The sequence below is a fragment of the Marinimicrobium sp. genome, from assembly GCF_002695945.1.
GTDB lineage: Bacteria > Pseudomonadota > Gammaproteobacteria > Pseudomonadales > Cellvibrionaceae > Marinimicrobium > Marinimicrobium koreense.
The window spans coordinates 141453-147583 of the sequence record NZ_NZQP01000057.1 but is presented as its reverse complement, the minus strand read 5'-3'; the positions used below and the strand labels follow the sequence as shown (position 1 = coordinate 147583).

Genomic DNA, 6131 nt, shown 5'->3' with positions numbered 1-6131 from the left:
GGGAAGGGTGTTTGGAAACCCGCCGTGAATACATCCCTGTAGGCTTCTCGTCGGCTCCCTGCCTCCGAGAGTTTCCAAACACCCTTCCCCGTCTCGGCCTCAGTGCCACTTTGCAATGCAGGTGGTAATCCGCGGGCAGCCTCCATCTTGGTACATGCCATGTGTCGGCGTAGGGCGGGTCGGTCCGACGTTTCGGAGCGCAAAGCGCGCACCCGCCGTAACCGAAGGTAATTCACAGATGGCCGGTTTTTTGGTGGATGACGCCTTTGGCTTATCCACCTTACGTGCAAGTTGGCACTGAGGCCCAGGAGGGGGGAGCCCCATCGGAGACTCTCGAAGGCATGGATGCCGACGAGAAGCCCCCATGGATGGGTTCACGGCGGGTCTCCGATGGGGCTCCCCCCTCCTGGGTCGGACTACAAGCAGGCCACCAACACTCAATGGAACCCAGGATTTATGTCTGAAAACACTCAAACCAACATCGAAAACGCCGTAAAAACCGTGAAAGACCCCACAACAGGTCTGTCTTTGGGTGAATTGGGCGTGACCCCCGAAATTCACCTGGACGCCGGAGAAGCCGAAATCTCTCTCACATTGGGCTACCCCGCCGAGGGTGTCGCAGAGGAATTGGCGGGGGCAGTCAATGAAGCCGTGTCGTCAATTGACGGCGTGGACTCAGTCGCGGTCAATATCGACTGGGCCATTCCCGCCCGGGGCGGCGCCAATACCGGGGGTGAAATCCCCGGGGTGAAGAACATCATCGCCGTCGCCTCCGGCAAGGGTGGGGTGGGCAAATCCACCACCGCCGTCAATCTCGCCTTGGCTCTGGCCGCCGAAGGCGCCCGGGTGGGTATTCTCGATGCCGATATCTACGGCCCCAGTCAGCCCAAAATGCTCGGCGTGGGCCAGCGCCGGCCCGAGGTGGTGGAAGTTGACGGTAAACAGATGATGGTGCCCATCGAAGCCCACGGCATTCAGTCCATCTCCATGGGTTACCTGGTCACCGAGCAGACCCCTATGGTCTGGCGTGGGCCCATGGTCAGTGGGGCGCTGCAGCAACTGCTGACCCAGACCCGTTGGGACAATGTCGACTACCTGATTGTCGATATGCCGCCGGGCACCGGGGATATTCAACTGACGCTGTCTCAGAAAGTGCCGGTTACTGGTGCGGTGATTGTCACCACTCCTCAGGATATTGCCCTGCTGGATGCCCAGAAAGGCATTGAGATGTTCCGCAAGGTTAAGGTGCCGGTGTTGGGCGTGGTGGAGAACATGGCGGTCCATGTCTGCTCCAACTGTGGTCACGAAGAACACATTTTCGGTGCCGGGGGCGGTGAGCGCATTGCCCGGGATTACGACACGCGGCTCTTGGGGTCGCTGCCTCTGGATCTGTCCATTCGGGAAACCACTGACAGCGGTACACCCACGGTGGCCGATGACGCGGACTCGGCGATCAGTCAGCGTTATCGCGCTATTGCCCGGACGCTGGGGGCTACCTTATGGCAGCAGTCCGGCGGCTCGGGCGGGCCCGAGATAGCCGTTGTCGAAGATTAGCGGGGGTAGAGAAACCTGTCCGGCGACTAAAGTCACCGGACAGGTAGGTGTGACCCTTTAACGGGGATTATTGACAGGTGCCGGTGCTGTTGGCGCTGTCGAAGGTCAGTGTTGTGTCGGTGATGTCGCTGACACAGAAGTTGACCGTGACACCGCCACTGGCGGTGGTGCTGGTAATAAAGCTGGCCACGCCATTGGCGTCGGTAGTAGCGGACTGGGTCTCACTCCAGGTGCCGGAGAAATCACCGGTTACGGTGGCGCCGCTGACCGGGTTGCCCAGATCGTCCGCGATGGTCACGGTGGCGGTGCCAAACTTCTGACCGCGTCCGGCGCTTTCGGTGCCGGTGCTGACGCTGCTGACCACAACAGAGCTGGCCTGTTCGTCGCCACTGCCACCATCACCACCGGTGGAACCACCGACGCCCAGGATCGCAATGTTGTCGATCACATAGGTGTCGGACGTAAAGGCATCCGGATCAATCAGGAAGATGACGGAGTCGACATCAGTGTTGGTCGTTTCGCCGTCGATTCGGTCGGCCAGGCGGAAACGCAGGGTCTGGGCGCCGTTGGAATGCTCAACGAAAGCTTCATACTTGCTGTGACGACCGGTGGGGTAATTGTCCGGAGTGGCGGTGGCCGTGTTTTCCAGCTGAACCAGGATCTGCTTGCCCACCAGGCTCGGATCGGTGTTGTTAATGTCCATCACGAAGGCTTTATCGCCGCTCAGGAAGGGTGCAACATCCGGCAGAGCGTTGGTGGTGGTAGCAATCACATCCCACTGGCTGGCGCCATCGCGGGTATAAGTCAGAACACCGCCGGTGGTATCAAACGTGCCGGTATAGCTGGTGTAGGTCAGTGCGCTGTTTCCGTCGAAGTCATCCAGTACGGTTTCAACCCCGTGGTCCGGTTCGATGAATACCGGAATGTTCAGCGTGTGAGTGCCGCAGCTGTTGGAGACCTCAACGGACAGGTCGCCCGAGGTTGCACCGGTGTAGTCCACCTGTGCGGTCGCCGTACCCTGGCCGGATAAGGTCGCCCCTGCCGGTACGCTCCAGGTATAGGTGCTGTCGGTGCCGATTTCGCCTGTCAGCTCGTAAGTGGCCTGCTCGTTCGGCGCCACAATGTGCGGTCCGTCGATGGCCGGCTGGCCCTGGTCATAGACGCGAACGTAGTCCACCTCCATGGTGACCGGGAAGATGCTGTCATCGGGCGTGCCGCCCCAGGTGCCGCCGACAGCGAGGTTAAGCAGGAAGTGATACTGGTAGTTTTCAAAGGTCCACCAGCTGCTGTCTTCCAGGTCAGAGGAGGAGATGGTCGAGTAGAGGATGTCATCGACGTACCAGCGCATTTCAAAGGGGGTCCATTCCACCGCGTAGGTATGGAAGTCGTCGGACCACTTTGCCGGTTGGCTCAGGATATGGGCGCCGGTAAAGGAGTTGTCGGGCCAGGGTTCGCCGTAATGAATGGTGCCGTGGGCGAGCATGGACGCTTGGCCGGTAGACTCGAGAATATCGATTTCACCGCTCATCGGCCAGCCCACGTCCGGGTCGGTGGGCAGCATCCAGAACGCTGGCCACAGGCCCTGACCTTCCGGCAGCTTGAGGCGCGCCTCAAAACGGCCATTGGTCCACTGGCCGCTGGCCGGCATATTCGCTGTACGAATGCGTCCAGAGGTATAGTTCAGAGCCTTGACCCGTTCCTTGCGGGCGGTGATCTTGAGAGTGCCGTTGGAGACGTCAAGGTTGTTGGCGCTGTAGGACTGCAGCTCATTGTTGCCCCAGCCGCAGATACCGTACTGGCAGCCGTCACCTTCCTGGATATCCCAGGCGCTGGTGTCTAACTGGGAGCCGTCGAACTCGTCACTCCAGACCAGGTTCTGGCACTGCTGGGCCTGGGCGGTGCCGGCCGAAAAGGCCAGAATGCCCGCCAATGCAGCGGATAGCCCCAGGGAGCGTTTGACCGATGGCGTGTTGTCGCGACGTTGGGCGTCGGAGACAGGTGTCTTATGGTTATATCTCATGCCGTTTTACCTTTGTTATATATAAAAATGGTATCGCGGTTGTTGTGCGGCCCTGCTCAAAAAACCGCAGTGTCAACTTACGCCCCGGCCGGTAGTGGGTCGTCCCACTTTGGCGTGTGAATCAAAGAGGGACATGGCCCGGCGTAAAGTGGGACACCGCATATTCCCGCCAGGGCTGTGTTTTCGGGCATTGGGTGTTGCGTCGGCCGAACGGGGCCTTGCAAAGGTGGGATTTGGGCGTGAAAACCGCTATGATGCGCTCCCTTCATTTTCAACTGAATCGCCCTCTGTGGGAGAACCCGATGAGTATCAAGTCTGACAAATGGATGCGCCGCATGGCGGAGCAGGAAGGCATGATTGAGCCCTTTGAGCCGGGGCAGGTGCGCTATGACGCAAACGGCGAGCGGATGATTTCCTACGGCACCTCCAGCTATGGCTACGATGTGCGCTGTGCCGACGAGTTCAAGATCTTTACCAATGTCTACTCATCGGTAGTCGACCCCAAGAACTTCGACGATAACAGCTTTGTCGACGTCAAGAGTGATGTGTGTATCATTCCGCCGAATTCCTTTGCCCTGGCCCGGACCGTGGAGTACTTCCGGATTCCGCGCAACATTCTGACGGTGTGTCTGGGCAAATCGACCTACGCCCGCTGCGGCATAATAGTCAACGTGACTCCACTCGAGCCCGAGTGGGAGGGCCATGTGACCCTCGAGTTCTCCAACACCACGCCCCTGCCGGCGAAAATCTATGCGAACGAAGGCGTCGCCCAGATGCTGTTCTTCGAGTCAGATGAGGTGTGCGAGACGTCTTATCGGGACCGGGGTGGGAAATACCAGGGCCAGCGCGGCGTCACTCTGCCCAAGACCTGATCGCGTCGGCCTGGGTTGCGTAATAGTCCCGCACAGCGCGGTAATCTTTCAGTAGCTGACTCACGCTGAACTGATAATTACCGCGCTCGTTGCGCTGGGGTTTGAATACCGCCTGCAGTTGCGCCCTCGGGTTGAGTAAAAACAACATCAGCCCGTGCTCCACACCCTCCGGCCCCACTCGAGCCATTATCCCCAACCCCTGCTCAAAATTCTTATGCTGTCGGCGGCTCTGCTCGGCGCGGGTCAGACCAATGAACTGTGGATGAAAGTAGGGCACATACTGCGCGAGCACCTCGGGCCGGTCCCGGTCCCCATCCACGCTGTAAAACAATACTCTCAGGTCCTGATAGTCTTCCGTCTGCTCCAATAACGCCATCATGTCCGCTACCTGGACCAGCGTGGTGGGGCATATATCCGGGCAGTGGGTATAGCCGTAAGAGATCAGGTGCCACTGCCCCTTGAGGTCCGAGCGGTCGAAGGGCGAACCATGATGGTCCAGCAAAGTGAACGCGTCGAGTTTTCGGGCGGGCTGTAGGTACGCGCCCTGCAAGGTTGGCGGCGGGGCATAATGGGTCAGGATGTGATAGCCCGTGGCGCCGGACAGAATCAACAGCAGGCCTGTGGCGACCAGGATCCAGCGGCGCATGGTCAGGGGCTCCCACCGCTCCACTGGAAACTGAGGAACGTCAGGCGGCTCCAGTCGATGTAGTTCGCTTCGATGGCCATCAGGGCAATGAAAACCAGGATGGCAAACAGTGGCACGATGACGATGAACTTGAGCGCGAAGCGTTCCCAGGCAAAGTGCATGAATATTGACACGATCAGGCCGGCCTTGAGCATCATGAACAACAGAATCAGGGACCAGCGCAACGTCCCTTGCAATTGAAAATAGTCCACCAGGTAGGAGAACAGGCTCAGGACAAAGAGCAGTAGCCATACCTTGAGGTAAAGGCCGATCGGGTGCTGTTGGCCGACGGTTTCCACATGACTCATAACTCACCTCACCACAGATAGAAGAAGGCGAAAATAAACACCCAGACCAGGTCGACAAAGTGCCAGTAAAGGCCTGCGATCTCGACGATTTCGTAGCCTTTTTTTTCGTAGTCCCCGCGGCGGACCTTGAATGCCACAATCGCCAGGTAGATGACGCCGCCGGTAACGTGCAGGCCATGAAAGCCGGTGATCATGAAAAACACCGCGCCGAACTGCTCGGCGCCAAACGGGTTGCCCCAGGGGCGAATGCCCTCTTCGACAATCAGCTTGGTCCACTCAAACGCCTGAAGCCCGACAAAGCTTGCCCCGAGAAGCGCGGTCAGCAACATGAATATAAAAGTCTTCTGCCGCTCGCATCGATACGCCCAGTTCACCGCCATGGCCATGGTGCCGCTGCTGGTAATCAGAATGAACGTCATGATGGCGATGAGTAACAGCGGAAGGTGGGCGCCAAACAATTCCATGGCGAAGATTTCGCTGGCCGGGGGCCAGGGCTCCGAGGCTGACATGCGCACCGACATATAGCCGATCAGAAACAGGCTGAAAATGAAGGTGTCACCGACGAGAAACACCCACATCATCAGTTTGCCCCAGGGCATATCGAAGGCCTGCTTGTCGGCCGACCAGTCGACGACCAGACTGTCCCAGCCAGAGGGGTTGAGAGGAGTGTCGGGTTTATCGGTGCTCATGGA

The 6131-nt window shown here is 58.8% G+C and carries 6 protein-coding genes; 2 read left to right on the top strand and 4 right to left on the bottom strand.

Translation table 11 applies throughout. The features are described 5' to 3' along the window. Positions 1-456 precede the first annotated feature (456 nt). Positions 457-1554: an iron-sulfur cluster carrier protein ApbC gene (gene apbC / locus CMG77_RS13030; RefSeq protein ID WP_286804240.1), complete on the top strand. Its 1098-nt coding sequence runs from the start codon at positions 457-459 to the stop codon at positions 1552-1554. 67 nt (positions 1555-1621) lie between these two features. On the opposite strand, the gene CMG77_RS13025 is transcribed toward apbC, so the two are convergent. Next, positions 1622-3574 carry a family 16 glycosylhydrolase gene (locus tag CMG77_RS13025; RefSeq protein WP_286804241.1) on the bottom strand — a complete coding sequence of 651 codons (1953 nt, stop codon included), beginning with the start codon at positions 3572-3574 and terminating at the stop codon, positions 1622-1624. A 302-nt stretch (positions 3575-3876) separates the two neighbouring features. Between CMG77_RS13025 and dcd the strand changes: the two genes are divergently transcribed. Next, positions 3877-4446 (top strand): dCTP deaminase, encoded by a 570-nt coding sequence (gene dcd, locus CMG77_RS13020; protein WP_024459494.1) that lies wholly within the window; start codon positions 3877-3879, stop codon positions 4444-4446. On the opposite strand, the gene CMG77_RS13015 is transcribed toward dcd, so the two are convergent. Genes CMG77_RS13015 through CMG77_RS13005 form a run of 3 tightly spaced genes read right to left on the bottom strand, consistent with a single transcriptional unit; the run spans position 4427 to position 6128 of the window. Then, the gene (locus CMG77_RS13015; protein ID WP_123636816.1) at positions 4427-5092 is read right to left on the bottom strand and encodes an SCO family protein; all 666 of its coding nucleotides are present in this window, start codon (positions 5090-5092) and stop codon (positions 4427-4429) included. The two genes, dcd and CMG77_RS13015, sit on opposite strands and share 20 nt — an antisense overlap. 2 nt (positions 5093-5094) lie before the next feature. Beyond that, the gene (locus tag CMG77_RS13010; RefSeq protein WP_286804242.1) at positions 5095-5439 is read right to left on the bottom strand and encodes a cytochrome C oxidase subunit IV family protein; all 345 of its coding nucleotides are present in this window, start codon (positions 5437-5439) and stop codon (positions 5095-5097) included. An 8-nt stretch (positions 5440-5447) separates the two neighbouring features. After that, the gene (locus CMG77_RS13005) at positions 5448-6128 is read right to left on the bottom strand and encodes a heme-copper oxidase subunit III family protein (protein ID WP_286804243.1); all 681 of its coding nucleotides are present in this window, start codon (positions 6126-6128) and stop codon (positions 5448-5450) included. Between the last annotated feature and the right edge of the window lie 3 nt (positions 6129-6131).